This is a genomic window from Thioclava indica, assembly GCF_000714545.1.
In the GTDB taxonomy this organism is placed as follows: Bacteria; Pseudomonadota; Alphaproteobacteria; order Rhodobacterales; family Rhodobacteraceae; genus Thioclava; species Thioclava indica.
Map to the genome: position 1 here is coordinate 1 of NZ_AUNB01000087.1, position 1,704 is coordinate 1,704.

Annotated in this window: 2 protein-coding genes and 1 pseudogene; all 3 read left to right on the forward strand. The window is 65.7% G+C overall.

What is annotated here, in order from left to right:
- The coding region (locus tag DT23_RS17605) for a DUF1403 family protein (RefSeq protein ID WP_038133485.1) at positions 1-786 on the forward strand (786 nt) is incomplete at its 5' end.
- A gap of 3 nt (positions 787-789) precedes the next feature.
- Positions 790-1,377: an SMC-Scp complex subunit ScpB gene (gene scpB / locus DT23_RS17610; RefSeq protein WP_038133486.1), complete on the forward strand. Its 588-nt coding sequence runs from the start codon at positions 790-792 to the stop codon at positions 1,375-1,377.
- A gap of 157 nt (positions 1,378-1,534) precedes the next feature.
- Positions 1,535-1,639: pseudogene (locus tag DT23_RS19655) on the forward strand (IS6 family transposase); the annotation flags it as partial.
- Between the last annotated feature and the right edge of the window lie 65 nt (positions 1,640-1,704).

Below are 1,704 nucleotides of genomic sequence, written 5' to 3' on the forward strand. Positions count from 1 at the left end.
GCGTTTTTGTCAGGGGCCGCGCTTGCCCAGCTGCATATTGTGTTGGGGCGCGAGGACGTGCCCCACGCCTTGTTGCGCGATCGTCTTGCGCTGGCGGCCGCAGAGGCTTGCGTGACCTTCTCGGGACGCCCCGAACGGTCCGAAGCGTTGCGAGACACGCTCCATCTTCTACGCCCCGGCGACCTACCCGGACCGGCGGGCGAGGTCTATCTGTGCTGGCGGCGCGCGGCAGAGCGGCCGGTGTCGATCAAGGCGCTGCATCGGGCCTTGCCTGAAACCGCGCCAGAGCAGATCGCGATGGCGTTGGATGCGGGGCAGGGTGCGCCGGTGGCCCGCGCCGCGATGGCGCTGGAGGCGGTTCTGACGCAGGCGCCGCGCGCCGACGTGCCGGCGCTGATCCTCGCGGATGCCGTCTTGGCGCAGGCGCTTGGCTGGGACTATCTGCTGCCCGTGTTGGCGGGCGGGCTGAAACGCGCGGATCTGCGCAAGCGGGGCGAGGACTTGCGACTGGCTTGCCATCGCGCCGTGACTGCCTCGGCGCATGAGGCCACGCGGCTTGCCGCCGATCTGGCGCGCCGTGCTGCGCATCTGAAAACCGTTGCGCCGAAGCTGCGCGCGAAAGGGGCGGGGGAAGCGGTCGCGATGTTTCTGACGCGCGACGCGGTGGCACCTGCGGCGCTGCCTTTGCCCGATCGCGCCGCGCGGCGGCTGTGCGACCGGGTGGTTGATTTAGGCGCAGTTCGTGAGCTGACCGGGCGTGACACCTTCCGGCTTTACGGGGTGTGAGCGATGGCCACGGAGAGACCCGATCTGGACCGAGACTTGCCCGACCTGCCGCCCGAGCTGCGCTGGCGCGAATGGATGCGGCGGATCGAGGCAGTGCTGTTTGCCAGCGCCACGCCAGTGCCGCGCGCGGATCTGGCGCGCGTGGTGGGGCAGGGGGCCTCGGTCGATCTGCTGATCGCGGATTTGATGGCGGATCTGGAGGGCCGGTCGTTCGAGGTCGCGAAGATTGGCGATGGCTGGATGCTGCGCACGCGGCCCGCCTATGCCGACGCGATCCGCGCGGCGGCCGATGTGGACGATCAACTCTTGGATCTGTCCGAGTTCGACGTCGCTGTCCTCGCCGCCATCGCCTATCACCAGCCGATCACCCGTGACGGGCTGAGGGACATCTTCGGCAAAGACATCAGCCGCGATCTGATCGGCCGGTTGCACGCGCGCGCCCTGATCGCCACCGGACCAAGATCCCCGCGCCGCGGTGCGCCCTATACCTTTGTGACGACCGAGCAGTTTTTGGGGGCGTTCGGGCTGGAGAGCCTGCAGGATTTGCCGGATCGAGAGCAATTGCAGGATGCGGGGCTTGGTGTTGCGTAGCGAGCAGGGTGTTGGTTGTTTGGTGGCGTTTGTATAGGGCAAATGGTGAAGGTTGTAATGGACATTTGGTGGGGCGCTTGGTAGGCATCTCGTGGGTGTTGTCACATTAACGGGCCTGAGGTTGCTGGTTCATTGATCTGGGCGTAGGCCGTGTCTGATGCAGACACAAAAGATCAGCTACAAACGCCATCGGTTTCCGCCTCAGATCATTGCTCATGTTGTCTGGCTCTACGTCCGGTTCAACTTGAGCCTGCGCGAGGTTGCGTTGCCTGACAGCGTATTTGCAAAATGCGCGAGAAGGAGGAGCTGATGCTGGCACGTGGCGTA